Annotated in this window: 27 protein-coding genes; 23 read left to right on the forward strand and 4 right to left on the reverse strand. The window is 72.4% G+C overall.

Annotated features, from left to right (window positions below; all coding sequences use genetic code 11):
• The 20 genes from rplX (at window position 1) to C1N80_RS07205 (ending at window position 15098) form a co-directional block, all read left to right on the forward strand.
• On the forward strand, window positions 1–387 hold the full coding sequence (gene rplX, locus C1N80_RS07110) for a 50S ribosomal protein L24 (protein ID WP_103384802.1): 387 nt from the start codon (window positions 1–3) through the stop codon (window positions 385–387).
• A complete protein-coding gene (rplE, locus tag C1N80_RS07115; protein WP_103384803.1) occupies window positions 387–959 on the forward strand; it encodes a 50S ribosomal protein L5 in 573 nt (190 codons plus the stop codon). Before rplX ends, rplE begins: the two co-directional genes overlap by 1 nt.
• Before the next feature lies 1 nt (window position 960).
• Window positions 961–1146 (forward strand): type Z 30S ribosomal protein S14, encoded by a 186-nt coding sequence (locus tag C1N80_RS07120; RefSeq protein ID WP_103384804.1) that lies wholly within the window; start codon window positions 961–963, stop codon window positions 1144–1146.
• Between the two features lie 67 nt (window positions 1147–1213).
• Window positions 1214–1612, forward strand: a complete 399-nt coding sequence (gene rpsH / locus C1N80_RS07125; protein ID WP_137770132.1) for a 30S ribosomal protein S8 — start codon at window positions 1214–1216, stop codon at window positions 1610–1612.
• 19 nt (window positions 1613–1631) lie between these two features.
• Window positions 1632–2174 carry a 50S ribosomal protein L6 gene (gene rplF / locus C1N80_RS07130; protein WP_137770133.1) on the forward strand — a complete coding sequence of 181 codons (543 nt, stop codon included), beginning with the start codon at window positions 1632–1634 and terminating at the stop codon, window positions 2172–2174.
• 2 nt (window positions 2175–2176) lie between these two features.
• The gene (gene rplR, locus C1N80_RS07135; protein ID WP_137770134.1) at window positions 2177–2563 is read left to right on the forward strand and encodes a 50S ribosomal protein L18; all 387 of its coding nucleotides are present in this window, start codon (window positions 2177–2179) and stop codon (window positions 2561–2563) included.
• Window positions 2564–2600: 37 nt separating this feature from the next.
• Window positions 2601–3284: a 30S ribosomal protein S5 gene (gene rpsE / locus C1N80_RS07140; protein WP_137770135.1), complete on the forward strand. Its 684-nt coding sequence runs from the start codon at window positions 2601–2603 to the stop codon at window positions 3282–3284.
• The gene (gene rpmD, locus C1N80_RS07145) at window positions 3281–3463 is read left to right on the forward strand and encodes a 50S ribosomal protein L30 (protein WP_168198052.1); all 183 of its coding nucleotides are present in this window, start codon (window positions 3281–3283) and stop codon (window positions 3461–3463) included. The genes rpsE and rpmD overlap by 4 nt, the downstream gene beginning before the upstream one ends.
• Before the next feature lie 3 nt (window positions 3464–3466).
• On the forward strand, window positions 3467–3925 hold the full coding sequence (gene rplO, locus C1N80_RS07150) for a 50S ribosomal protein L15 (protein WP_137770136.1): 459 nt from the start codon (window positions 3467–3469) through the stop codon (window positions 3923–3925).
• A 166-nt stretch (window positions 3926–4091) separates the two neighbouring features.
• Window positions 4092–5396 carry a preprotein translocase subunit SecY gene (gene secY / locus C1N80_RS07155; RefSeq protein ID WP_137770137.1) on the forward strand — a complete coding sequence of 435 codons (1305 nt, stop codon included), beginning with the start codon at window positions 4092–4094 and terminating at the stop codon, window positions 5394–5396.
• Window positions 5393–6007: an adenylate kinase gene (locus C1N80_RS07160; RefSeq protein ID WP_137770138.1), complete on the forward strand. Its 615-nt coding sequence runs from the start codon at window positions 5393–5395 to the stop codon at window positions 6005–6007. Before secY ends, C1N80_RS07160 begins: the two co-directional genes overlap by 4 nt.
• Before the next feature lie 65 nt (window positions 6008–6072).
• On the forward strand, window positions 6073–6855 hold the full coding sequence (gene map, locus C1N80_RS07165) for a type I methionyl aminopeptidase (protein WP_370297278.1): 783 nt from the start codon (window positions 6073–6075) through the stop codon (window positions 6853–6855).
• A gap of 351 nt (window positions 6856–7206) precedes the next feature.
• The gene (infA, locus tag C1N80_RS07170) at window positions 7207–7428 is read left to right on the forward strand and encodes a translation initiation factor IF-1 (protein WP_010532507.1); all 222 of its coding nucleotides are present in this window, start codon (window positions 7207–7209) and stop codon (window positions 7426–7428) included.
• 21 nt (window positions 7429–7449) lie between these two features.
• Complete coding sequence (rpmJ, locus tag C1N80_RS07175; protein ID WP_010532506.1) at window positions 7450–7563, forward strand: 50S ribosomal protein L36; 114 nt, start codon at window positions 7450–7452, stop codon at window positions 7561–7563.
• Window positions 7564–7753: 190 nt separating this feature from the next.
• On the forward strand, window positions 7754–8128 hold the full coding sequence (gene rpsM, locus C1N80_RS07180) for a 30S ribosomal protein S13 (protein WP_137770140.1): 375 nt from the start codon (window positions 7754–7756) through the stop codon (window positions 8126–8128).
• Between the two features lie 113 nt (window positions 8129–8241).
• On the forward strand, window positions 8242–8646 hold the full coding sequence (rpsK, locus tag C1N80_RS07185; RefSeq protein ID WP_137770141.1) for a 30S ribosomal protein S11: 405 nt from the start codon (window positions 8242–8244) through the stop codon (window positions 8644–8646).
• A gap of 182 nt (window positions 8647–8828) precedes the next feature.
• Complete coding sequence (locus C1N80_RS07190; RefSeq protein WP_137770142.1) at window positions 8829–9824, forward strand: DNA-directed RNA polymerase subunit alpha; 996 nt, start codon at window positions 8829–8831, stop codon at window positions 9822–9824.
• Between the two features lie 29 nt (window positions 9825–9853).
• Entirely contained in the window at window positions 9854–10324 is a 471-nt protein-coding gene (gene rplQ / locus C1N80_RS07195; protein ID WP_137770143.1) for a 50S ribosomal protein L17, read from the forward strand.
• Between the two features lie 258 nt (window positions 10325–10582).
• Entirely contained in the window at window positions 10583–12700 is a 2118-nt protein-coding gene (locus tag C1N80_RS07200; RefSeq protein WP_137770144.1) for an S-layer homology domain-containing protein, read from the forward strand.
• A 34-nt stretch (window positions 12701–12734) separates the two neighbouring features.
• Window positions 12735–15098, forward strand: coding sequence for a polysaccharide pyruvyl transferase family protein (locus tag C1N80_RS07205; RefSeq protein WP_137770145.1), 2364 nt, complete (start codon window positions 12735–12737; stop codon window positions 15096–15098).
• A gap of 66 nt (window positions 15099–15164) precedes the next feature.
• Here C1N80_RS07205 and purL read toward each other — a convergent pair whose 3' ends face one another.
• From purL to C1N80_RS07220, 3 genes are all read right to left on the reverse strand, one after another.
• Window positions 15165–17492 (reverse strand): phosphoribosylformylglycinamidine synthase subunit PurL, encoded by a 2328-nt coding sequence (gene purL, locus C1N80_RS07210; protein WP_137770146.1) that lies wholly within the window; start codon window positions 17490–17492, stop codon window positions 15165–15167.
• A gap of 100 nt (window positions 17493–17592) precedes the next feature.
• A complete protein-coding gene (locus C1N80_RS07215; RefSeq protein WP_137770147.1) occupies window positions 17593–19758 on the reverse strand; it encodes an acyl-CoA dehydrogenase in 2166 nt (721 codons plus the stop codon).
• Window positions 19755–20381, reverse strand: coding sequence for a TetR/AcrR family transcriptional regulator (locus C1N80_RS07220; RefSeq protein ID WP_137770148.1), 627 nt, complete (start codon window positions 20379–20381; stop codon window positions 19755–19757). Before C1N80_RS07220 ends, C1N80_RS07215 begins: the two co-directional genes overlap by 4 nt.
• Window positions 20382–20551: 170 nt before the next feature.
• Here C1N80_RS07220 and C1N80_RS07225 point away from each other — a divergent pair, with 170 nt between their 5' ends.
• Genes C1N80_RS07225 through C1N80_RS07235 form a run of 3 tightly spaced genes read left to right on the forward strand, consistent with a single transcriptional unit; the run spans window position 20552 to window position 24146 of the window.
• Window positions 20552–21865: an acetyl-CoA C-acetyltransferase gene (locus tag C1N80_RS07225; RefSeq protein WP_137770149.1), complete on the forward strand. Its 1314-nt coding sequence runs from the start codon at window positions 20552–20554 to the stop codon at window positions 21863–21865.
• A gap of 29 nt (window positions 21866–21894) precedes the next feature.
• The gene (locus tag C1N80_RS07230) at window positions 21895–23235 is read left to right on the forward strand and encodes a 3-oxoacyl-ACP reductase (RefSeq protein WP_137770150.1); all 1341 of its coding nucleotides are present in this window, start codon (window positions 21895–21897) and stop codon (window positions 23233–23235) included.
• Window positions 23232–24146: a MaoC/PaaZ C-terminal domain-containing protein gene (locus tag C1N80_RS07235; RefSeq protein WP_137770151.1), complete on the forward strand. Its 915-nt coding sequence runs from the start codon at window positions 23232–23234 to the stop codon at window positions 24144–24146. Before C1N80_RS07230 ends, C1N80_RS07235 begins: the two co-directional genes overlap by 4 nt.
• 22 nt (window positions 24147–24168) lie before the next feature.
• Here the strand turns inward: C1N80_RS07235 and C1N80_RS07240 are convergent, their stop codons facing one another.
• Window positions 24169–25134 carry a nucleoside hydrolase gene (locus C1N80_RS07240; RefSeq protein WP_137770152.1) on the reverse strand — a complete coding sequence of 322 codons (966 nt, stop codon included), beginning with the start codon at window positions 25132–25134 and terminating at the stop codon, window positions 24169–24171.
• Window positions 25135–25147: the final 13 nt, after the last annotated feature.

Below are 25147 nucleotides of genomic sequence, written 5' to 3' on the forward strand. Positions count from 1 at the left end.
ATGGCAAAGATGAAGATCAAGAAGGGTGACCTCGTGCAGGTCATCTCCGGTCGCACCGGTGACGCCGATGCGGCCGCCAAGCGCGGCCTCGAGGCCGGCGACAAGGGCAAGCAGGGCCGTGTGCTCGAGGTGTTCACCGACACCGAGCGCGTCCTCGTCGAGGGCGTGAACCGTCGCACCCACCACCTCAAGCCGAACCAGGCCGGCGGTGCGGGCGGCATCGAGCAGCGCGAGGCCCCCATCCACGTCTCCAACGTGGCTCTGGTGGACCCGGAGGACAACAAGCCGACCAAGGTCGGCTTCCGCGTCGAGACCGTCGAGCTCGAGAACGGCCGCACGAAGCAGGTCCGCGTGCGGTACGCCAAGCGCTCCGGGAAGGACATCTGATGTCGGAGACGACCACCACGCAGGCGCCCACCCCGCGCCTGAAGACCAAGTACCGCGAGACGATCAAGGGCCAGCTCACCGAGCAGTTCGGCTACGAGAACGTCATGCTGATCCCGGGCCTGACCAAGGTCGTCGTGAACATGGGCGTCGGCGACGCCGCTCGCGACTCCAAGGTCATCGACGGCGCGATCAAGGATCTCACCGCGATCACCGGCCAGAAGCCGCAGGTCACCAAGGCCCGCAAGTCCATCGCCCAGTTCAAGCTGCGTGAGGGCATGCCGATCGGTGCGCACGTCACGCTCCGCGGCGATCGCATGTGGGAGTTCCTGGACCGTCTGCTCTCGACCGCGCTCCCGCGCATCCGCGACTTCCGCGGCATGTCGCCGAACCACTTCGACGGCAACGGGAACTACACCTTCGGTCTCACCGAGCAGGTCATGTTCCACGAGATCGACCAGGATCAGATCGACCGCGTCCGCGGCATGGACATCACGGTCGTGACCACCGCGAAGACCGACGACGAGGGGCGCGCGCTGCTGAAGCTGCTCGGCTTCCCCTTCAAGGAGAACTGATATGGCCAAGACCGCCCTGATCAAGAAGTCGGAGCGTACGCCGAAGTTCGCCGTGCGCGGCTACACCCGGTGCCAGCGCTGCGGCCGCCCCCACTCCGTGTACCGGAAGTTCGGGCTGTGCCGTGTGTGCCTGCGCGAGATGGCTCACCGCGGTGAGCTGCCCGGCGTCACCAAGAGCAGCTGGTAAGGACTATCGCCACAGGTCCCCGTCCCGCGAGGGGTGAGGGAAACCAGGTGAGGAAGAAGCTACAGACATGACCATGACCGACCCGATCGCGGACATGCTCACGCGCATCCGTAACGCCTCCGGCGCTTACCACGAGACCGTGACCATGCCGTCCTCGAAGCTCAAGGTCCGCATCGCGGACATCCTCAAGGCCGAGGGCTACGTCCTCGGCTGGACCGAGGAAGAGGCCGAGGTGGGCAAGACCCTCTCCCTCGAGCTCAAGTACTCCGACAGCCGTGAGCGCGCCATCTCCGGTGTGCGCCGCATCTCGAAGCCCGGCCTTCGTGTGTACGCCAAGTCCACCAACCTGCCCAAGGTCCTCGGCGGACTGGGCGTGGCGATCCTGTCCACGTCCTCCGGCCTCCTGACCGACAAGCAGGCTGCCAAGAAGGGTGTGGGTGGGGAAGTCCTCGCCTACATCTGGTGAGCGGGAGAGGAGCCTTCATATGTCCCGCATCGGACGCCTGCCGGTCACTGTGCCGGCCGCAGTCAGCAACGTTTCCATCGAGGGCGGCACCGTCACGGTGACCGGCCCCAAGGGCGAGCTCACCCACGAGGTGCCCGCCCCCATCACCGTCGCGCGCGCTGAGGACGGCTCGATCGTCGTCAGCCGCCCCGACGACGAGCGCGAGAACCGGGCCCTGCACGGCCTGACCCGCACGCTCATCAACAACATGGTCCTCGGCGTGACCGAGGGCTTCACGAAGAAGCTGGAGATCGTGGGCACGGGTTACCGCGTGACCGCGAAGGGCACGGACCTCGAGTTCGCCCTCGGCTTCTCCCACCCCGTCGTGGTGAAGGCCCCCGAGGGGATCTCCTTCGCCGTGGAGTCGCCGACCAAGTTCGCGGTCAACGGCATCCGCAAGCAGCAGGTGGGCGAGGTCGCCGCGAACATCCGCAAGCTGCGCAAGCCCGAGCCCTACAAGGGCAAGGGTGTGCGCTACGCGGACGAGACCGTGCTCCGCAAGGCCGGAAAGGCTGGTAAGTGATCATGGGGTACGCACTCAAGCACACCAAGGGCAAGGCCGGCTCGAAGCTGCGCTCCCGCGGCCGTCGTCACCTCCGCGTCCGTCGTCGCGTCATCGGCACCGCCCAGCGCCCGCGCCTGGTGGTCACCCGGTCGTCGCGCCACGTGTTCGTCCAGGTCGTCGACGACTCCCTGGGTCGCACCCTGGCCTCGGCCTCGACGATGGAGGCCGACGTCCGCGCCGCCTCCGCCACCAAGTCGGACAAGGCCAAGACCGTCGGCACCCTGGTCGCCGAGCGCGCCAAGGCCGCCGGCATCGAGGCTGTCGTGTTCGATCGCGGCGGCAACAAGTACCACGGTCGTGTGGCCGCCGTCGCTGACGGCGCTCGCGAGGCCGGCCTGGCGCTGTGACCGCCCCCCGGACACAGGACGAGAAGAGGATCTGAACATGGCTGCACAGCAGCGGAACAATGGTCCCGCGGCCACCGGCCGGCGGGGCGAGAACTCCACCAACGACAGCGGCCGCGGCGGCAACGATCGCGGCGGGCGTCGCGGCGAGGGCCGTGGGCGCAACAACCAGGAGGCCGAGAAGTCGGCATTCCTCGAGCGCGTGGTCAGCATCAACCGCGTGTCGAAGGTCGTCAAGGGCGGCCGTCGTTTCTCCTTCACGGCCCTCGTGGTCGTGGGTGACGGCGACGGCACCGTCGGCGTCGGCTACGGCAAGGCCAAGGAGGTGCCCTCGGCGATCTCCAAGGGTGTCGAGGAGGCGAAGAAGAACTTCTTCCGCGTCCCCCGCATCCAGGGCACCGTCGTGCACCCGGTCCAGGGCCACGACGCCGCGGGCACCGTCCTGCTGCGTCCGGCTGCCCCCGGCACCGGTGTGATCGCGGGCGGTCCCGTCCGCGCCGTGCTCGAGTGCGCGGGCGTCCACGACGTCCTCTCGAAGTCGCTCGGCTCGACCAACGCGATCAACATCGTCCGTGCGACGGTGGACGCCCTCCAGCGTCTCGAGGAGCCGGAGGCCGTCGCGGCCCGTCGCGGTCTCCCCGTCGAGGACGTCGCTCCTGCGGCCCTGCTGCGTGCGCAGGCCGAGGGTCGCGCCGCCGCCCGCGCCGAGAAGGTGGGTGCGTGATGCAGCTCAAGGTGACCCAGGTGCGCTCCGACATCGGCGGCACTCAGTCCCAGCGTGCGACCCTGCGCGGCCTCGGCCTCAAGCGCATCGGCCACACGGTGGTGAAGGAGGACCGCCCCGAGATCCGCGGCATGATCCGCGCCGTCACCCACCTGGTGACGGTCGAAGAGGTGGACTGATCCATGATCGACGACAACCAGAACCCCCTGAAGCTCCACGACCTTCGCCCCGCGCCGGGCTCCAAGACCGCGCGCACCCGCGTCGGCCGTGGTGAGGCGAGCAAGGGCAAGACCGCGGGCCGCGGCACCAAGGGCACGAAGGCCCGCTACCAGGTGCCCGTCGGCTTCGAGGGCGGGCAGATGCCGATGCATATGCGCCTCCCGAAGCTCCGCGGCTTCACCAACCCCTTCCGCGTCGAGTTCCAGGTCGTGAACCTGGCGACCCTGCAGGAGCTCTTCCCCGAGGGCGGCTCCGTCACGGTCGAGGACCTCGTCGCCAAGGGCGCCGTGCGCAAGAACCAGCCCGTCAAGGTGCTGGGCACGGGCGAGGTGAGCGTCAAGCTCGACGTGACCGCGCAGAAGTTCTCCGCCTCGGCGGAGCAGAAGATCACCGCGGCGGGTGGGACCGTCACCACCGCGTGACCTCTTTTGACGGGGCACCGCGGCGCAGAATACTCTGTGCCGCGGTGCCCCGTCGTCGTGCATCAGCACCTACGGGACCGGTCCGACGACCGTGCCGCCATGGCGGCCACGGGCTCCGCCGGCAGGACCGGCGGTCCCCGTCCCCGGACCTCCAGGAGGAATTTTCGTGAACGCGATCGTGCGTGTGCTGCGCACACCGGAGCTGAGGGCGAAGATCCTCTTCACCCTGGGCCTGCTCGCCGTCTACCGGCTCGGCGTCTTCATCCCCACCCCGGGCTTCGACTACACCAACGTCATGGTGTGCTCCGACCAGGCCTCCGCCGCCCAGGGCGGCAGCGTCCTCGGGATGGTCAGCCTGTTCTCCGGCGGGGCCCTCCTGCAGCTGTCGATCTTCTCCCTCGGCGTGATGCCCTACATCACCGCGTCGATCATCATCCAGCTGCTGCGCGTGGTCATCCCGCGCTTCGAGGCCCTCCACAAGGAGGGCCAGTCCGGCACCGCCAAGCTCACCCAGTACACGCGCTATCTGACGATCGGCCTCGCCGTCCTCCAGGCGACCACGATCATCACCCTCGTGCGCTCGGGCAACTTCTTCACCGGCTGCAACCTCACCCTGATCCCGGACGAGTCGATCGTGACCCTCGTGCTCATGGTCCTCACCATGACCGTCGGCACCGTCCTCATCATGTGGATGGGCGAGATGATCACCGAGCGCGGCATCGGCAACGGCATGTCCCTGCTGATCTTCACCTCGATCGCGGCCTCCTTCCCGGCGGCGCTCGGCCAGATCTGGCAGCTCCAGGGCTGGATGACCTTCGCCCTCGTCATCGTCATCGCCCTCGTGGTCATGCTCGGCGTGGTGTTCGTGGAGCAGTCCCAGCGGCGGATCCCCGTGCAGTACGCGAAGCGGATGGTGGGCCGGCGGATGTACGGCGGCACCTCCACGTACATCCCGATCAAGGTCAACCAGGCCGGCGTGATCCCCGTGATCTTCGCGAGCTCGATCCTGGCCCTGCCGCAGATGGCCGCCTCGTTCGGCGACCCGAGCGCCGGGTGGGTGCAGTGGATCAACACGCACCTCGTCATGGGCTTCACGTTCTCGTGGATCTACGCCGTCGTGTACGTCGCGCTGATCGTCTTCTTCGCCTTCTTCTACGTCTCCATCACGTTCAACGCGGAGGAGATCGCGGACAACATGAAGAAGTACGGCGGCTTCGTGCCCAACGTGCGCGCGGGCCGACCCACGGAGAAGTACCTGACCTACGTCATCAACCGCATCCAGACGCCCGGCGCGATCTACCTCGCGGTGATCTCCCTGATCCCGCTGTTCGCGCTCGTGTACCTGGGCGCCTCGCAGAACTTCCCGCTGGGTGGGGCGTCGCTGCTCATCATCATCGGCGTCGGTCTCGACACCGTGAAGCAGATCAGCGCCAAGCTCCAGCAGCACCACTACGAAGGGATCCTCCGGTGACCGACACCTCCACGAGCACCTCCGCGAGCGACACCGCTCCGACCGCCCGCCGCCTGCTGATCGTCGGCCCTCCCGGCGCCGGCAAGGGCACCCAGGCCGCGCGCCTGGCCGAGGGGCTCGGGATCCCCGCGATCTCGACCGGCGACATCTTCCGGGCGAACGTCTCGCAGTCCACGGAGCTCGGCGTCCTCGCGAAGTCCTACATGGACAAGGGCGAGTACGTACCGGACTCGGTCACCAACGACATGGTCCGCGACCGCCTCGCGCAGGACGACGCCCGCGAGGGCTTCCTGCTCGACGGCTACCCGCGCACCCTCGCGCAGGTCGAGGCGCTCGACGGCATGCTCGCCGAGCTCGGCACCGCGCTGGATCGCGTGCTGCTGCTCGAGGCGGACGACGACACCGTCGTCGAGCGCCTCATCGCCCGTGGCCAGGAGTCCGGCCGCAGCGACGACACCGAGGAGACGATCCGCCACCGCCTCCACGTGTACGCCGAGCAGACCACTCCGCTGGTCGAGGTGTACGAGGGCCGAGGCGTGCTGCGCCGCGTCGACGGCATGGCCTCGATCGACGAGGTCTCCGCGGCGCTGACCGCCGCGCTGCAGGGCTGAGCGGGCGCGCCGTGGGGATCGTCCGGGAGAAGGTCGAGCTCAAGACCGCCGAGCAGATCGCGATCATGCGCCGCAGCGGACTGCTGCTCTCGCGCGTGCACGACATGCTCGCCCGCGAGCTGCGCCCCGGGATCACCACCGCACAGCTGGACGCCCTCGCCGAGGAGATGATCCGCGACGAAGGCGCCCTGCCGAACTTCAAGGGGTACCAGGGCTTCCCCGCCTCCCTCTGCATCAGCGTCAACGAGGTCGTCGTGCACGGCATCCCCGGTGAGCTCGTGATCGAGGAGGGGGACGTCGTCTCCATCGACGGCGGCTGCATCGTCGAGGGCTGGCACTCCGACGCGGCGCGCACCCACATCGTCGGCGCCCCGCGGCGTGCGGCGGACGAGGAGCTCGTGCGCATCACCGACGCCGCGCTGTGGGAGGGCATCGCCGCCCTCGCCTCGGCGCGCCGCGTCGGCGAGATCGGGGCCGCGATCGAGGACCTCGTGGCGATGGAGGCGGGGGAGACCCTCTCCCACCTCGAGGGCTTCGGCGGCCACGGCATCGGCACCGCGATGCACCAGCCGCCGGACGTCATGAACTACCGCACCCGCTCGCGGGGCGCGAAGGTCGTCCCCGGTCTGTGCCTCGCGATCGAGCCGATGCTCATCCAGGGCTCGGGGGAGTGGGAGATGGACGACGACGACTGGACGGTGCGCGCCACCGGCGGCGGCCGGGCCGCCCATGCTGAGCACTCCGTCGCCGTCACCGAGCAGGGACTGATCGTCCTCACCGAGGCCGACGGCGGCGCCGCCCGCCTCGCCGCCGCGGGCATCACGGCCGCACCGGATCCCGCGGCCTGACGCCTCGCCCCGGCGCGTCGCACGACGTCCCGGGAGCCCTCCGGGCGCCGGCCCGTCCGGTCACGTGACGGGGGTCATCGGCACATTCCCTCGCGGGTCCCGCGGATGCCGTGTACGCTGGTCGATCGGGTGTGCTCCGCGCGTGAGCGCCGTGCCCTGCCCCGATCCGGATGCGATTCCCGGTCGGAGCCGAGCCGGTCCGCGGGCCCGTCAGCCGCCGTCCCAGGACGGTCGGCCCGGGTGCTGAGCAGCCTGCGTCGTCCACCGTACCGCCGTCAGGCGGCAGGGGACGGCGGACACCGAATGCGGAACTCAGCCACCGGGCGACCGGGGGTGAGAGATTGGGGAGGCATGGCCAAGAAGGACGGCGTGATCGAGGTCGAGGGCACGGTCACGGAGGCGCTCGCGAACGCGCGCTTCCGCGTCGAGCTCGACAACGGGCACAAGGTGCTCGCGCACATCTCCGGGAAGATGCGCCAGCACTACATCCGCATCCTTCCCGAGGACCGCGTGGTCGTCGAGCTGAGCCCCTACGACCTCGACCGGGGCCGCATCGTCTACCGCTACAAGTGATCGTCCTGGGAGAAGGAAGACATGAAGGTCAAGCCGAGCGTCAAGCCGATCTGTGACAACTGCAAGGTGATTCGTCGCCACTCGCGCGTCATGGTGATCTGCTCGAACCCGCGTCACAAGCAGCGCCAGGGCTGATCCCGGGGCCTCCGGGCCCCGCAGCCACGGTCCTGCCGTGACCCCGCCGCCATCGAGCGGCACACACAAATGAAGAGTCGACATCACCGGCCTCGGCCGGTCACCCGCAGTCGGAGGCTGCGGCGCCACGGGAGCAGCCCGTCGGCGAGATGTCGGATCAGGCCTCCGAAGGAACAAGGAGAAACTGCACATGGCACGTCTGGTGGGAGTCGACCTTCCGCGCGAGAAGCGCCTCGAGGTCGCCCTGACGTACATCTTCGGCGTGGGGCGCACCCGTGCGCTCGAGACCCTCGCCGCCACCGGGGTCTCCGGTGACACGCGAGTGCGCGATCTGAGCGACGACGAGCTCGTCAAGCTGCGCGACCACATCGAGGCGAACTACCGGGTCGAGGGTGACCTCCGCCGCGAGGTCGCCGCCGACATCCGCCGCAAGGTGGAGATCGGGAGCTACGAGGGCCTGCGTCACCGCCGCGGCCTTCCGGTGCGCGGTCAGCGCACCAAGACCAACGCCCGTACCCGCAAGGGCCCCAAGCGCACCGTCGCGGGCAAGAAGAAGGCCCGCTGACCCACGGCACCGCCGTGGTGATGCCGGTGCCCGCGCTCCGGCGCAGCCCCGCACACACTTCGCGCCGCTGAGGGATCCGGCGCACCCGATACCCACCAGAGGAGTTCCGCCGCATGGCAACCAAGACCCGCCAGGCCGCCGCGCGCAAGCCGCGCCGCAAGGACAAGAAGAACGTCGTCAACGGCCAGGCCCACATCAAGAGCACCTTCAACAACACCATCGTGTCGATCACCGACCCGACCGGTGCTGTGATCTCCTGGGCCTCCGCCGGCCAGGTCGGCTTCAAGGGCTCGCGCAAGTCCACCCCCTACGCCGCGCAGATGGCCGCCGAGGCCGCCGCGCGCCGCGCCCAGGAGCACGGCCTGAAGAAGGTCGACGTCTTCGTGAAGGGCCCGGGCTCCGGCCGCGAGACCGCGATCCGCTCGCTCACCGCGACCGGCCTCGAGGTCGGCTCGATCCAGGACGTCACCCCGCAGGCGCACAACGGCACCCGTCCGGCGAAGCGTCGCCGCGTCTGAGCCTCGTCGGCCGTGAGCCGTGATCCCGCGGAGCATCCGTGCTCCCGGTTCGCGGCCTGCGGCCGGCACCGGTGCGTCCGGGCGTCCGCCCACCTCCGCCGCACCTGTTGGACCACCACCCTTCTCAGACCATCGCCCCCTTCTGAGCGTCATATGGCGGACGCTCACGGAAAGGACCCACAGTGCTCATTGCACAGCGCCCCACGCTGACCGAAGAGGTCGTGTCGGAGTACCGCTCCCGGTTCGTCATCGAGCCGCTCGAGCCGGGCTTCGGCTACACGCTCGGCAACTCGCTGCGCCGCACCCTGCTCTCCTCGATCCCCGGTGCCGCGGTCACCTCGATCCGCATCGACGGCGTGCTGCACGAGTTCAGCACCATCGCCGGTGTGCGCGAGGACGTCACCGAGATCATCCTCAACATCAAGAACCTCGTCGTCTCCTCGGAGAACGACGAGCCCGTCGTGATGTACCTCCGCAAGGAGGAGGAGGGCCCGGTGACCGCGGCCGACATCACCCCGCCCGCCGGCGTGGAGATCCACAACCCCGACCTCCACATCGCGACCCTCAGCCAGAAGGGCCGTCTCGAGGTCGAGCTGATCGTCGAGCGCGGCCGTGGCTACGTCTCCGCCGCTCAGAACAAGTCCCTCGACGGGGAGATCGGCCGTGTGCCGGTCGACTCGATCTACTCGCCCGTCCTGAAGGTGACCTACAAGGTCGAGGCCACCCGTGTCGAGCAGCGCACCGACTTCGACAAGCTCATCGTCGACGTCGAGACGAAGCCCGCCATCTCCCCGCGCGACGCCGTCGCCTCCGCCGGCAAGACCCTGGTCGAGCTGTTCGGTCTGGCGCACGAGCTGAACCAGGAGGCCGAGGGCATCGACATCGGCCCGTCCCCGACGGACCAGGCCCTGGCCGCCGATCTGGCGCTGCCGATCAACGACCTCAACCTCACCGTGCGGTCGTACAACTGCCTCATGCGCGAGGGTGTGCACACCGTCGGCGAGCTCACCGCTCGCAGCGAGGCGGACCTGCTCGACATCCGCAACTTCGGGCAGAAGTCCATCGACGAGGTCAAGGCGAAGCTCGCCGACCTCGGTCTGTCGCTGAAGGATTCCCCGGCCGGGTTCGACCCGTCCGCCCTGGACTCCTACTCCGACGACTTCGGCGACCAGTACTGACCTTCATCTGAACCTCTAGGAGAACGACCATGCCTGCTCCCACCAAGGGCGCGCGCCTCGGAGGGTCCCCCGCGCACGAGCGGATGATCCTCGCCAACCTCGCCACCGAGCTGTTCCGGCACAAGGCGATCACGACGACCGAGTCCCGTGCGAAGCGCCTGCGCCCGTACGCCGAGCGTCTCGTCACCCACGCCAAGAAGGGCGATCTCGCCTCCCGTCGTCGCGTGATGCGCACCATCCGCGACAAGGGCGTCGTCTACTCGCTCTTCGAGGAGATCGCCCCGACGTTCACCGAGCGTCCCGGCGGCTACACCCGCATCACCAAGATCGGTCCGCGCAAGGGCGACAACGCCCCCATGGCGGTCATCGAGCTGGTGCAGGAGGAGTACTCCCCGAAGCAGGCCGTGGTGAAGGAGGCCGAGGGCGCCGCGAAGGCGAACGCCACCGAGGCCCCCGCCGCGACCGAGGAGACCACCCCGGAGGCGACCGAGGAGGCCTGAGCCCCCTCGCGCCACGCGCAGAGGCCCCGTCGAGCATCGCTCGGCGGGGCCTCTCGCCGTCCGGAGACCTGGGGACGGTCGGGCGCCGGGAGCTGATCGGGCGCCGCGAGTGATCCTGGGAGGCAGGTCGCGGTCGGGCAACGATCCGCTCCCGATGGCACGTGTCCAGGGATTCGGCGACGGGACCGGCCTACGGTGTGGGGGAGGGCCTCGGCCGGCTCTCCGTGTCCCGTCCCCCCTCCTGCATCGGAGCAGCGCATGCTCGAGCCGACCCGCCACCACGACGCCCCCGCCCCGCACGATCCGCCCCGTGACCGGCGGACGGGACCGAGTCGGCGCCGCCTGCTCGCCCTCACCGCCCTCGGACTCCCCGCGACCGGCGCCGCCCTCGCCGTGGGGACGACCGCCCCTCCCGCCCATGCGGACCCGGCCGTGACCGGCGGCGAGACCCGGATCGTCGATGTGCCCCTCGCGGGCACCGACCCGGTCGACGTGGGCGGTGCGAGCGCCGGGGCGTCGGACGCGGGAGGCGCCGACGCCGCGGGGGTGCCCGCCCGTGACCTGCCCGAGCACACCGCGACGATGGTCGGTGTGCGCTGGGAGGAGGGACGAGAGGCGCCGGCCGTGACGGTGCGCGGCCGTCTCGCGGGCGGCGGCTGGACGGACTGGCACGCGCTGGACCCCGCGACCGATCCGAGCACCGGCGACGAGGTCCCCGCCACCGAGGCCGGCTGGCTCGGGCCCGTGACCGGCGTGCAGATCTGCGCCGAGCGGGACGGCGAGGACGTCGCGGACGAGCTCACCGCCCACCTGCTGACCACCTCCCCGCTCGAGGCGGACGCCGAGGTCGGCAGCGACAGCGGCCCCTCGGTGAGCCTGGGCCTCGAGGACCGGCCCATGCTGCGCGCCGCGGCGGTGACGAACCCGGCGACGCCGCCGATGCCCGGGGCGCCGGCGTTCGTCTCCCGCGCCGCCTGGGGAGCGGACGAGTCTCTCGTGCGCTCCACGAGCGCCGCCGATCGTCTGAAGGCCGTCGTCGTCCACCACACGGCCGGGTCCAACGCCTATTCCGCCCAGGACTCCCCCCAGCTGATCCGGGGGATCCTGAGCTATCACACGCGCACCCTGGGCTGGGCGGACCTCGGCTACAACATGCTCGTGGACAAGTACGGGCAGGTGTTCGAGGGGCGGGGCGGCGGCCTGCACCGCAACATCGTCGGCGCGCACGCCCGCGGCTACAACACGGGCTCCTTCGGCATCTCGCTGCTCGGCGACTACGACGTCGCCTCCGTGCCCTCCGCGGCGCAGGACGCGATCACCCGCCTCGTCGGCTGGAAGCTGCTGAGCACCTTCACCACCTCGACCCATGCGACCGGGACCTGGGACGTCACCACCCCGGACACGAACTACCCGATCGGCACCCACGAGCTGAAGGTCGTCATGGGGCACCGGGACGTCAACGCCACCGAGTGCCCCGGCAGGAACCTCTACGGGAAGCTCGAGAGCATCCGCGACGCGGCGCAGCGGAGGATCGACGGCGGCTGGCGCAAGCATCTCGGCGCCTTCTCCCGGGCCGGCGGTGGGGAGGCGCTCGGCACCGTCGTCCGGAGCGCCCACATCGCCGGGGACCTCGAGGCGACCGTCCTCACCTCCGGGCTCGTGCTCAGCGGTCGCGGAGCGGCGACCGCGACGGGCTGGCGCAGCGAGGTCTCCCGCCAGTGGAGCGCTTCCTGGGGACGACCGCTCGGGAACCCCCGCCGCGAGGGAGGCCGGACCCTGCAGGGCTTCGCGGCGGGACAGGCTGTGGGCAGCGGCGAGGAGGCCGTGTTCCTGAAGAACCGGTTCCGCGACGTCACCGGGCAGCACATGTACTTCCCGGAGATCGACGCCCTCGCCGCACGCGGCATCACCACCGGCTGGCCCGACGGCACCTACCGCCCGCTCGCGGACATCCACCGCGACGCGATGGTCGTCTTCGTGCACCGGGCGCTCGGCGCGCCCGCCTCGACCCCGCCCGCGCGGTCGCCCTTCCGGGACATGAGCTCCTCCACGATGTACTACGAGGAGATCTGCTGGGCTCATGCGCAGGGCATCGTCGAGGGCTGGCCGGACGGCACCTTCCGGCCCACGGCATCCGTGCAGCGGGGAGCCGTCGCCGCCTTCCTGTACCGTGCTTCGGGGAGTCCCTCCACGGGGACGACCAGCGGGTTCCGCGACGTGCCGGCGAACCACCAGTTCGCCCGGGAGATCACGTGGCTCGCCTCGACGAAGATCACCACCGGCTGGAGCGACGGGACCTTCCGTCCCACGCTGCCCATCGCCCGCGACGCGATGGCGGCGTTCATGATCCGCTGGATGGACCATCGCGGGCTGTGACCACCAGGCACGCCCGCCGGAAGGAGCACCCCGCGTGAAGGTCGCCCTGCTGTGCGATGTGGACCAGACCGTCTACCACGTGGGGGACGAGGCGATCGCGAGCGCATCGGCCCGGCGCCTGCGCGAGCGGGGTCACGAGGTGCTGCGCATCAGCCGCCTCGAGAAGTTCGGCCCGGCGAGGGAGCGGCCCGACCCGTCGTTCCCCGCGCTCGTCTTCCCCTGGGAGCTCGAGCGCCGCGCCGCCTACCTGGGGGAGATCCGGCGGGTCCTCGACGGTGACGTGGGCGCCCTGCCGCGCGGCGACAAGCTCCACGCCTTCGTGGACCGCCTGCGGGAGGCGGACGCCCTCGTGATCGGCGGCGGCGGTGCGCTCACCTCCCGCTACGGCTGGCTGCTCGATGAGCGCCTCGCGACCGCCCTGGTGGCCCGCTCGCTCGGCCTGCCGGTCGTGCTGAGCGGCCAGAGCCTGGGCCCCGAGCTCACCCCGCAGGACCGTGACCGCATCCGGGAGCTGCTGGACCTGTGCACGCTCGTGGGGCTGCGGGACGCGCACAGCGTGCGCCTCGCCCGGCAGATCGCCCCGGAGCACCCGGCGATCCTCCACACCCTCGACGACGCGATCGGGCTCGTCCCCGTCAACGGCTCCGATCCCGACGGCCCCGCCGGTCCCGCCGGCTCCGTCGGCCCCGCGGGCACGGAGGGCTCCGCCCCCGGGGACGGGACCGGCGCCCTCTCCGTGACGCTCGGGGCCGACGGCGATCCCTTCCCGCGGGAGGACTACGTGCGGGTGCTCGCCGCCGTGGTCGACGGCCTCGCCGCGCGCACCTGCGCCGACGTCGAGCTGCTGCCCCACATGGCCGATCCCGACACCGGCGGCGCCGACCTCGCGATCCACGAGGAGCTCGCCGCCCTGCTCACCGTCCCCGCCCGCGTGCTGCCGATCGAGACGGACACGGCGGCCGTCGCCCGCACGCAGCGGGCCGCCTGGGTGGTCTCCACGCGCTTCCACCCCGTGGTGCTCGGCGCCCTCGGGGGAGCGGGGGTCCTCGCCCTGCCGCTGAACCGCTACGGCGCCTCCCGCATGGACGGGGCGCTCGCGAACATGGGCGTGGGCGGCGGGACGGTGCCGCTGGCGGCGCTCTGGGACCCTGCCGCGCGCGCCCCCTCCGCCCTGGTCGAGCCGGTGCTCGACGCCCTCGTGGCCGGCCGCGAGGCCGAGCGTGAGCGGCTCGAGGCGGCCCGCGGGCCCGTCCTCGCCGCCGCCGAGGAGTGGTGGGACCGGATCGACGCCGTGCTGCGCGGTGCCGACGACGCCGCCGGGCTCCCGGACCCGCGCGGCGCGGGCCTGCCGCGGGAGGCCCGCTGGCCCGCGGAGCTCGAGGCCTCCCTCGCCCCGTTCGTGCCCCCGCTGCACCGGGGTCGTCCCCGAGCCGTGCCGCCCGAGGTCTCGATCGTCATGCGCACGCAGCGGCGCCCGCTGATGCTCGACCGCGCCGTGCAGGACGTGCTCGGCCAGAGCCGGCAGGACTGGGAGCTGCTGGTCGTGGACGACGCCGGCGACGCCGCCGCGGTGGATGCCGTCCTCGACCGCCACCGCGAGGAGGCCGCCGGTCGCCTCGCCGTCGTGCACCGCACCGCCTCCGAGGGCATGGAGGCCGCGAGCAACGCCGGGCTCACCGCGACCTCCGCCCCGCTGATCGCCGTCCACGACGACGACGACACCTGGCACCCGACCTTCCTCCAGGAGGCCGCCGCGCACCTCGCGGAGCACCCCGCGCGGGACGCGGTGGTGGTGCGCACGCTCGTCGTCCACGAGCACGAGACGGAGGACGGTTTCGTGGAGGACGGCGTGCACGTCTCCTGGCCGGAGGTGACCGGGGTGCGCCTCGTGGACTACCTCGAGATCAACCGCCACACGCCGATCGCCATGCTGCACCGCCGCGCGATCCACGAGGCCGTGGGGCTCTTCGACGAGTCGCTGCCCGTGGTGGGGGACTACGCCTTCCACCTCGCGCTGCTCGAGCGCGCGGAGGTCGGCTTCCTCGAGCGGCCGCTCGCGCACTGGCGGCAGCGGCCCCGGGCCACGGGGTCGGGCGGCAACTCGATCACGACCCGCCGGGACGAGCACGTCGCCTTCGACGCGGTGCTGCGCGAGCGGCACCTGCGCTCCTGGACGCGGGACCACGGCCTGGGCCTGCCGCTCTACCTCACGCACAGCACGGGCACGATGCTGCAGCGCAGCGAGGACCGCCTCGTCGAGGAGCTGCACTCGCTGCACGAGGAGCTCCGGGCCACGCGTGAGGAGCTCGCCGAGGTGCGCGAGAAGGTCGCGCGGCTGGACGCCCTGAGCCTCGGGGCGCGCGCGGTGCGACGGCTGCGGGGGCGGCGCGAGCGCTGAGCAGCGCGTCGGGCCCCGCCCGGGAGGGCTCCTCCCGGGCAGGGCCCGTCGTCGTGGGCGGGGCGCTCAGCCGAAGTGGCGGGGCAGCGTGCCCTCGCGCAGCTCCCGCAGCTCGGCCGCCTCGAAGGAGCCGACGCCCTCGAGCTCGAGGGCGGTGCCGCCGGTGGTGCCGAGGCGCAGCACGGGCACACCGTGCTCCGCGGCGAGGCCGGTCAGCTCCTGCTCGCGCGCCGCGGGGACGGCGACGATCGCACGGGCCTGCGACTCGGAGAACAGTGCGGAGAACAGGTCCACGCCGTCCCGCTCGAGCAGCGCGGCGGGATCGACCTGCACGCCCGTGCCGAAGCGCGTCACGGACTCCACGAGCGCCTGCGCGAGGCCGCCCTCGGAGAGGTCGTGCGCCGCGGTGGCGAGCGAGGCGTCCCGCGCGGCGATGAGCACGCGGCCCAGCGCGCGCTCCGCCTCGAGGTCCACCTGCGGGGGCAGACCGCCGAGGTGGTCGTGGGCGACCTGCGCCCAGGCCGAGCCGGAGAGCTCCTCGCGGGTGGTGCCGAGCAGCAGCAAGGCGAGGCCGTCCTCGTGCCAGCCCGAGGGGGTGCGGCGGGTGACGTCGTCGAGCACGCCGAGCACGCCGACGACCGGGGTCGGGTGGATCGCGGAGTCGAGTCGCCCGGGCTCTCCGGTGGAGTTGTAGAGGGAGACGTTGCCGCCGGTGACGGGGACGCCGAGCGTCTCGCAGGCCTCGGCGAGCCCGCCGATCGCCTCGACGAGCTGCCACATGGGGCCCGGGTCCTCCGGGGAGCCGAAGTTCAGGCAGTCGGTGACGGCGAGCGGGCGCGCGCCCACGGTGGCCACGTTCCGGTAGGCCTCCGCGAGGGCGAGCTGGGCGCCGGTGCGGGGGTCGAGCTTCGTGTAGCGGCCGTTCGCGTCGGTCGCGATGGCGACGCCGCGGTGCGTGGTCTCGTCCACGCGGAGCACGCCGGCGTCGTCCGGCATGGCGAGTGCGGTCTGGCCGCCCACGTAGCGGTCGTACTGATCGGTGACCCAGGCGGCGGAGGCGAGGTTCGGGGAGGCCACGAGCTCGCGCAGGGTCGCGGCGAGCTGCTCGGCGCCCTCGGGACGGGGGAGGTCCTCGGCCCGGTCGGCCTGGAGGGCGTCCTGCCAGTCGGGGCGCGCGTAGGGGCGGTCGTAGGTGGGGCCGCCGTGGGCGACCGTCACCGGGTCCACGTCGACGATGCGCCGGCCGTGGTGGTCGATCGTGAGGCGGCCGTCGCCGGTCACCTCGCCGATCACGGCGGTCTCGACGTCCCACTTCTCGGTGATCGCGAGGAAGCGCTCGAGGTTCTCCGGCGTCACCACCGCCATCATGCGCTCCTGCGACTCGCTCATGAGGATCTCGCCCACGGTGAGGGTCGGGTCGCGCAGCAGCACGGTCTCGAGGTCCACGTGCATGCCGGAGCCGCCGTTGGAGGCGAGCTCGCTCGTGGCGCAGGAGATGCCCGCGGCGCCGAGGTCCTGGATGCCCTCGACCACGCCGCCGTGGAAGAGCTCGAGGCAGCACTCGATGAGCACCTTCTCCATGAAGGGGTCGCCCACCTGGACGCTCGGGCGCTTGACGGGGCCTCCCTCGTCGAAGGTCTCCGAGGCGAGGATCGAGGCGCCGCCGATTCCGTCGCCGCCGGTGCGCGCCCCGAAGAGCACGACCTTGTTCCCGGTGCCGGTCGCGGAGGCGAGGTGGATGTCCTCGTGGCGCATGACGCCCACTGCGAGCGCGTTGACGAGCGGGTTGGTCTGGTAGGCCGCGTCGAAGACGGTCTCGCCGCCGATGTTCGGCAGGCCCAGGGAGTTGCCGTAGCCGCCCACGCCGGAGACGACGCCGTGCACCACGCGTGCGGTGTCCGGGTGGTCGATCGCGCCGAAGCGCAGCTGGTCCATGACGGCGACGGGGCGCGCGCCCATGGCGATGATGTCGCGGACGATGCCGCCCACGCCGGTCGCGGCGCCCTGATGGGGCTCGACGTAGGAGGGGTGGTTGTGGGACTCGACCTTGAAGGTCACCGCCCAGCCGTCGCCGATGTCGACGACGCCGGCGTTCTCGCCGATGCCCACCAGGAGGTGCTCGCGCATCTCCTCCGTGATGTGGTCGCCGAAGGTCTTGAGGTGGATCTTGGAGGACTTGTAGGAGCAGTGCTCGGACCACATGACGGAGTACATGGCGAGCTCGGCGTTGGTGGGGCGGCGGCCCAGGATCTCGCGGATCGAGGCGTACTCGTCCTCCTTGAGGCCGAGCTCGGCGAAGGGCTGGGCCTGCTCCGGGGTGCCCGCGGCGTCCTCGACGGTGTCGATCTCGGTGCCGGGCTGCGGGGCCGACGGGGTGGGGGCGGAGGCGGTCATGCGCGGTCGGATCCGTTTCGTGGCGGCGACAGAGGGGGCGGGCCGGTCGTGACCGGCCCGCCCCATCCTACGTCGGCGCCCGCTCCCGGGGCCGGGTCGCTCAGCGCCGGGCGCCGCGGGCGGATGCGCCCGCCCCGCGGGCCGCCTTCTGGCGGCGACGCTCCTGGTCACGCAGGACCTTCTCGCTCACGGGGGCGTCCGCGCTGGCCCGCTGTGCACGGAAGTACGCGGCGGCCTCGTCCTGCCGCTCCTTCTCCCCGCCGAGGGCGATCGGGGCCCGGACGTGGCCGGGGCGCACGTCGAAGGCGGCGACCAGGTCGAGCACGTGCGGGCGCAGTCGCCACAGCAGCCGGCGCTGGTCCGCGGCGATCTGCCGGCCGCGCTGGGTGGAGATGAGGCCGTTGAGCAGGAACCAGGCGAGATCGTCCCCGATGACGGTGAGCCCGAAGAGGTCGCGGACCTCGGTGAGCACGGCGCGGGAGCCCTCGCTGTCGATCGCCTCGATCCCGTCGGTGAAGGCGCGCCAGCGTACGAGGTCCGCATGGGCACGGGCCGCGTCGAGCATCTCGACCTGGTGCTTGTTGACGTGCGCGGCGGCGTCCTCGGGGGACATCCTGCCCGCGGGCCGCAGCGCGAGCGCGACCTCCTCGACCTTGATCCGGGCGCGGCCGGCGAGCATCTCCTCCTGGAAGTCCGCCTGGCGCATCGAGTCGAAGGCGCGGCGCGGGTTGCCGCGGTCGCCGATGCCCTGGGCGAGCTCGGTCCAGGGGGTGTGGCGGCGGGCGAGGGTCTCCGCGCGCTGGGCGATGAAGCGGCCGATCCCCGCGCGGTCCACGCTCTTGAGCTCGGAGGTGTAGTCCGCGAGCAGGCGCTTGGCGACGAGCTGCAGGAGGATCGTGTTGTCTCCCTCGAAGGTCGCGTAGACGTCGAGGTCCTGGTGCAGGCCCACGAGCTGGTTCTCGCCCATGAAACCGGCGCCGCCGCAGGCCTCGCGGCACTCCTGGAGGGTGTCCAGGGCGAGCCGGGTCGAGGTCGGCTTGAGCGCGGCGGCGAGGGTCTCGAGGTCCTCGCGGGCCTCGGGGGTGTCGCCGCGGCCGGAGAAGACGTCGTCGAAGGCCTGCAGCAGCTGCTCGTGCGCGAAGGCGCCCGCGTAGGTCGCGGCGAGCTTGGGCAGCAGGCGGTGCAGGTGCGCCTGGTAGTCCAGCAGGACCGTCTCGCGGGACGGGTCCGCGGCGGAGAACTGCCGGCGCTGGGAGGCGTAGGTGAGCGCGATCGTGAGGGCGAGCTGGCTCGCGCGGTTGGAGGCGCCGTCGAGGGAGACGCGGCCCTGCACGAGGGTGCCGATCATCGTGAAGAAGCGGCGCCCGGGGGAGTCGATGGGGGAGGAGTAGACGCCGTCCGCGTCGACGTCGCCGTAGCGGTTCAGCAGGTTCGTGCGCGGCACGCGGACGTGGTCGAAGGCGAGACGGCCGTTGTCGATGCCGTTCAGGCCGCCCTTCTCGCCGTCGTCCTCGCTCGAGACACCCGGCAGGAGGTTCCCCTCGGCGTCGCGCACGGGCACGTAGAAGCAGTGGACGCCGTGGTCGACGCCGCGCGTGACGAGACGCGCGAAGACGGTCGCGGCGCGCGCGTGGACGGCGGCGTTGCCGAGATAGTCCTTCCAGGCGGCGCGGAACGGCGTGTGGATGACCCACTCGTCGGTCTCGGGGTCGTAGGTCGCGGTGGTCGCGAGGGACTGGACGTCGGAGCCGTGGCCGATCTCGGTCATGGCGAAGGCGCCGGGGGTCTCGAGGCTCATCGCGCCGGGGATCCAGGCGCGGTGGTGCTCCTCGGTGCCGAGCTGGAGGATCGCGGAGGTGAACAGGCCCCACTGCACGCCGGACTTGATCTGGAGGGACGGGTCCGCGACGACGAGCTCCTCGAAGGCGGCGACGTTGGCGCCGTTGTCGTTGGGGCCGCCGAGGGACTCGGGGAGCATCTGGCGGGCGACGCCCTCGTCGGCGAGGGTCTGCAGCTGGGCGAAGACCCGCTCGCGGTGCTCGGCGACGGTCGCGTCGACGGGGCGGTGCAGCTCGGGTCGGGCGGCGCGCTCGCGGGCCTCCCGGCGGACCTCCGCCCAGCGCCCCAGGAGCGCCGCGGAGACGGCCTCGACGTCGAGGCGGGGGCCGCCGGCGGGCGGGACGGGCAGCGGACCGGTGGGGGTCGCGGTGCGCGCGTGCGCGGTGGATGAGGTGACGGTCTCGGGGGTCGTGTCGGTGGTGTTCACGGGTGCAGTCCCTTCATGAGCCAGCTGGTGAGGTGGGTGACGACGTCGTCGGCGTCGAGCGGTGGGGGTGTGGTCGGGTCGGAGGCGTGGGTCTCCTGCTGCGTCATCCAGGCGTCGACCGCTCCCTCGACGAAGCCCACCGCCCCGTGGGCCCACATCTGCGGGGCGGGCACGGAGTCGGGGAGGAACGTGGCGATGAGGCGGGAGACGCTGTCCAGGAAGTGGTTCAGTCCGTCGCTGGGCCGGATGATGAAGCGGTACACGCCGGGGGAGCGCTCGGCGGTCTCGACGTAGGCGCGGATCATGGCGTGGATCCGCTCCGGTGCGCCGGGGGTCGCGCCGTCCGCCTCGAGGTCCTGCAGCTCCTGGAGGAGGCGGCGGTGCATCGTGGCGAGGATGGAGCGGCCGAGCTCCTGCTGGAGCTGCGCCTTGTCCGAGAAGTACCGGTAGACGATCGACTTGGAGGTCCCGGAGGCCGCGGCGATGTCCTCCATCGTCACGTCGGGGCCGCGGTCGTGGATGAGGTGGCGGGCCACGTCGAGCAGCTCGGCCCGCCGCTGCTCGCGGTGCTGGGCCCAGCGGGCCGAGCGGCCGTCGAGGGGGGCTTGCGTCGTCGCATTCACGGTACGTAGGGTATCAAGTACCGTCGGTTCTATGTAAAGGGTCACGGGCGATCGATCGCCACGGATCCTCTGCCGACACCGGCGCCGCCCACGACCGCCGGACTCCCGCCACCCGCGGGAGCCCGGCGACGACGGACCGACCCCGACCCGCGACCACAACGAGGTGCACCGTGAACTCCAGCCCCCGCGACGCCCTGATCCTCGGCGGCAACCGCCTCCCCTTCGCCCGCGCGAACGGCCCCTACGCCGGGATCTCGAACCAGGACCTGCTCACCGCCGCGCTCGACGGCCTCATCGCCCGCTACGGCCTCCAGGGCGCGCGCCTCGGCGAGGTCGCCGGCGGCGCCGTGCTCAAGCTCGCCGGGGACCTCAACCTCACCCGCGAGAGCGCGCTGGGCACCCCGCTGGACCCCCGCACCCCTGCGATCGATCTCTCCAAGGCCTGCGCGACCGGCCTCGAGGCCGTCGTCCACGTCTCCAACCGGATCCGCCTGGGCCAGATCGACTCCGCGATCGCCGCGGGCGTCGACTCCACCTCCGACGCCCCGATCGAGGTCTCCGCCCGCCTGCGCCGCATCCTCCACCGCGCGAGCGCCGCCCGCAGCACCGCCGACCGCCTCAAGGCCCTCGCCGCGATCCGCCCCGCGGACCTCGCCCCCGTGCCCCCGCGCAACGGCGAGCCCCGCACCGGGCTCTCGATGGGCGAGCACATGGCCCTCACCGCCGCGCAGTGGGGCATCACCCGCGAGGCGCAGGACGAGCTCGCGCTCGCCTCGCACCAGCACCTCGCCGCCTCCTACGACGCCGGCTTCCACGACGACCTCGTCACCGGCTACCGCGGTCTCTCCCGCGACCAGAACCTGCGCGCGGACTCGACCCTCGAGAAGCTCGCCGGCCTCAAGCCCGTCTTCGGCGTGAAGAGCCCCCAGGTCGCCGAGCCCACGATGACCGCCGGCAACTCGACCCCGCTCACCGACGGCGCCTCCGCGGTGCTGCTGGGCAGCGCCGAGTTCGCCGCCGAGCGCGGCCTCACCCCGCTCGCCCGCGTGATCGACGCCCGCTCCGCCGCGGTCGACTTCGTGCACGGCGACGAGGGTCTCCTCATGGCCCCCGCCTACGCCGTCCCCGAGCTGCTCGACGCGAACGGCCTGACCCTCCAGGACCTCGACGTCTACGAGATCCACGAGGCCTTCGCGGCGACCGTGCTCGCGACCCTCAAGGCCTGGGAGTCCGAGGAGTTCTGCCGCGAGCGCCTGGGCCGCGACGGCGCGCTCGGCGCGATCGACCGCACGAAGCTCAACCCGCTGGGCTCCTCGCTCGCCGCCGGGCACCCCTTCGCGGCGACCGGCGGCCGCATCATCGCGAGCCTCGCCAAGCACCTCCACGCCCGCCACGTCGAGACCGGGACCGTGCAGCGCGGCCTCGTGTCGATCTGCGCGGCCGCCGGCCAGGGCACCGTGGCCCTCATCGAGTCCGTCGCCTGAGCGCGACGGGAAGGAGAACCGAGGTCACCATGACCGACGGCTACACCCGCTTCGTCCGCTCCGCGCCGGGAAGGACCATCGCCAAGCAGCTGGGGCTCCCGCGCCCCTCCCGCCTGCTGCGCCGCGAGGACCGCCCCGAGCCCGTGCTCGGCCCCGTCGTCGTGCTCGGCCGCTCGGCCGGGGCCGACGCCATCACCTCCCTGCTGCTCGCCGAGGGCGTCGACGTCCGCCGCCGCTTCGACGAGCTGCGCACCGTCGGCTCCGTGGTCGCCGTCCTCGACGAGGTCGCCGCCCCCGCGGAGCTGGGCGAGATCCTGCTCCCGCTCGCCGGGGCCATGCGCTCCCTCGCCCCGGGCGCGCGCGTCGTCTCCCTCTCCCGTCCCGCGACGGGGGAGGACCCCGCCCGGGACGCCGCCCGCGGCGGCGTCGAGGGCTGGCTGCGCTCCCTCGCCCACGAGATGCGCGGCGGCGGCACGGCGAACGGCGTGCAGGTCGCCGACGGCGTGCCCCTGGACGCCCCGAGCGTGCTGGGCGCCCTGCGTTTCCTGCTCTCCGCCCGCAGCGCCTACGTCGACGGCCAGATCCTCACCGTGGACGGCGCCGAGGGCTCCGCCCCGGCGGACCGCTCGCGCCCCTTCGCCGAGCGCACCGTGCTCGTCACCGGCGCCGCTCGCGGCATCGGCGCGGCGATCGCGCGGACCCTCGCCGCCGACGGCGCCCGTCTCGTGCTCCTGGACGTGCCCGGCGCGGGCACCGAGCTCGCGCGCCTCGCGAACGAGCTGCGGGCCGTGCCCGTGCAGCTCGACGTGACCTCCGCGGGCGCCGGCGAGCGGCTCGTCGCCCAGCTGCGCGAGCGGGGACTCGTGCTCGACGGCGTGGTCCTCAACGCCGGCATCACCCGCGACAAGATGTTCGCGAACATGACGCCGGACCGCTGGGACAGCGTGCTCGCGGTGAACATCACGAGCCAGATCACGCTCATGGAGGCGCTGATCGCGGCCGGGGACGCGCTCGGCCCGCAGCCCCGCGTCGTGTCCCTCGCCTCGACGAGCGGCATCGCCGGCAACGCCGGGCAGACCAACTACGCGACCTCGAAGGCCGGCGTCATGGCCTTCGTCGCCGCGCTCGCCGAGCGGCTCCGGGAGCTCGGCGGGACGGCGAACGCGGTCGCGCCCGGCTTCATCGAGACCGAGATGACCGCCCGGATGCCCCCGCTGAACCGCGAGCTCGCGCGGCGCGTGAGCTCGCTGCGCCAGGGCGGGCTCCCCGTGGACGTCGCCGAGGCGATCGCCTTCCTCGCCTCCGACGAGGCCGGCGGCATCCACGGCCAGACGCTGCGCGTGTGCGGCCAGAACATCGTGGGGCGGTGAGACCCGTGACCGCCGAGACGATCAAGGACCTCCGGGACGTCCCGTCCTTCCCCGCGGTGTACGCGGCGGCGCTCACGCCGTCCCGCGCGCGCCGCTCCCGCCGCGGGACTCCCCGGCTGCCCGCGCTCGCCTACCGCGTGCGCGGGGTGCGGATCGACGCGGAGCGGGCCCGGGACGTGGACCACCTGCTGGGCGGCGCCGCGACGGACCTCGTCCACCCCGCGGTGCTGCACATCCTCGCCTTCCCCGTCTCGCTCGCGCTCATGGCGCGGGACGAGTTCCCCTTCCCGCTGCTGGGCGTGGTGCACCTGCGCAACCAGCTGCTCCAGCACCGCAGCGTGAACGTGGGGGAGACGGTCGACGTCGAGTGCCGGGTGCGGGACCTGCGCCCGCACCGCAAGGGCTGGACCTTCGAGGCGGTCGCGACGGTGCTGGACCAGGACGGCGCGATCATCGCGACGGACGTCTCCACCTACCTCGCCAAGGGCGACAGCCCCGCCGCGGAGGGCACGGGGGCGGATTCCCCCTCGCGGCGCCGCGAGTTCGTCGCGCCCCGCCCCACCGGCCGCTGGTCCCTCGGAGCGGACACCGGCCGCCGCTACGCCGCGGTCTCCGGGGACGCGAACCCCATCCACATGAGCGGCCTGACCGCCCGCGCCTTCGGGTTCCCGAAGGCGATCGCGCACGGCATGTACACCGCCGCGCGGGCGCTCACCGAGGCCCGGCCGGACCTCTCGCGGCCGCTGCGCTGGGACGTCGAGTTCGACGCCCCCGTCACGTTGCCCGGCACGGTGCTCGTCTCCTACGAGGACCGGGCCGACGGCTCGACCACCTGCGTGGGCTGGCGACCCGGGCGGGACGGGAAGCCCGACCGCCGCTGCTTCGAGGTCGCGGTGACGCCGCTCGGCTGAGTCCGGGTCGGCTGAGGGCGGGTCAGTCGCGGGAGAGGCCCTCGCGGAGCGTCGAGAGCAGATGCTCCACGAAGGCCTCCGCCTGCACCTCGCGCAGCACGTCGACGTTCGGCTCGCGGCCCCAGCGGCCCAGCACGTCGCCGACCGTCTGCCCGCGGGTGAGCGTCCCCGCGAGCTCGACGTCCACGGCGAGCGGGGAGGTCGAGGCGAAGCCGCCGGTCACGGCGTGGATCGCGACGATCGGGTCGTGCACGTGGGCCATCCAGCCGAAGCCGTCGGACTCGTGGAAGGCGAAGTAGAAGCGCAGGGCGTCCGCGATGATCTGCGCGACCGGGTGCCCCGTGCCGCTCGCGATCGCCTCGACCGCCTCGAGGGTCGCGGGCTCGAAGCGCACCGCCTCGGTCGCCTCGAGGGAGCCGAGCACCGGTCGCCGCGGGACGCCGGAGAAGGCGGCGAGCACGCGCTGCGCGGCCTCCGGGTCCACGGCCACGTTCCACTCGCTCGTGGGTCCCGTGTTCCCGCGGTGATGAATCGCCCCGCCCATGATGTGCAGGCGTCGCAGCAGCCGCGGCAGCTCCGGCTCGATCTCGAGCGCGAGGGCGAGGTTCGTGTGCGGGCCCAGCACGAGGCCCTCGAGCTCGCCGGGACGCTCCCGGGCGAGGTCCACCCACAGCTGCGCGCCCGCGCGGGGATCCTCCTCCCGCTCCGGCTCCGGCAGCACCGCATGGCCGAGGCCCGTCGGCCCGTGGGTGTCCTCCGCGTACATGGGCGGCTCCACGAGCGGGGCCCCCGCCCCACGCGAGACGGGAACCTCGAGCCCCAGCAGGCCCGTGAGCACGAGGTTGTTGCGGTGCACGGCCTCCACGGGCACGTTGCCGCCGGTCGAGACGATCCCGGCCACCTCCACGTCCTCCCGGCAGGCGAGGTAGGTCAGGGCGATCGCGTCGTCGATGCCGGTGTCGCAGTCGACCAGGAGGGGGAGCGTCATGGCGGGAGCCTAC

The sequence above is a fragment of the Brachybacterium sp. SGAir0954 genome (assembly GCF_005490785.1).
GTDB classification, from domain to species: Bacteria; Actinomycetota; Actinomycetes; order Actinomycetales; family Dermabacteraceae; genus Brachybacterium; species Brachybacterium rhamnosum.